This is a genomic window from Acidisphaera sp. S103, from assembly GCF_009765975.1.
Lineage (GTDB): Bacteria > Pseudomonadota > Alphaproteobacteria > Acetobacterales > Acetobacteraceae > Rhodopila.
Genome location: NZ_LMUJ01000104.1, coordinates 61688 through 62059, shown reverse-complemented (window position 1 = coordinate 62059; position 372 = coordinate 61688). Strand labels below are relative to the sequence as shown.

At 61.8% G+C, this 372-nt stretch carries 1 protein-coding gene; it reads left to right on the top strand.

The window, feature by feature from the left end:
* Positions 1-80: 80 nt before the first annotated feature.
* The coding region (locus GSQ89_RS38875; RefSeq protein WP_216856556.1) for a hypothetical protein at positions 81-372 on the top strand (292 nt) is incomplete at its 3' end.

Below are 372 nucleotides of genomic sequence, written 5' to 3'. Positions count from 1 at the left end.
CTCCGACCCACCCGAAGGCCCCGCCCCGCCCCAACCCAGACCCCTAGGGCCGGTTGCGGTTTGGCTGCATCAAGCGTCTCTTGCACCGCTCGATTCCACGCCATCAGAAGCTTCCCGCGCCCTGGCACTCCGGCTGTTTTGCCGAAAAGCGCGTCCAGAATCGGCTCAATTGCGAATGGCAAGAACTTACCCTTGCACCAATTCGCCACTGCGCGCTCTACCATAACCCCATCCGTGGCGCGTTTGCTCGGCAAGGATTCGGCAAATTCCTTGTTATTCCAACGGATCCCAGACTTCCCGTCGGGCCGGGTGCCATCGGACAGATGGCTGGCAAGCATCGCGGCGAACGCCGTTCGTTGCGTATACGCGTCG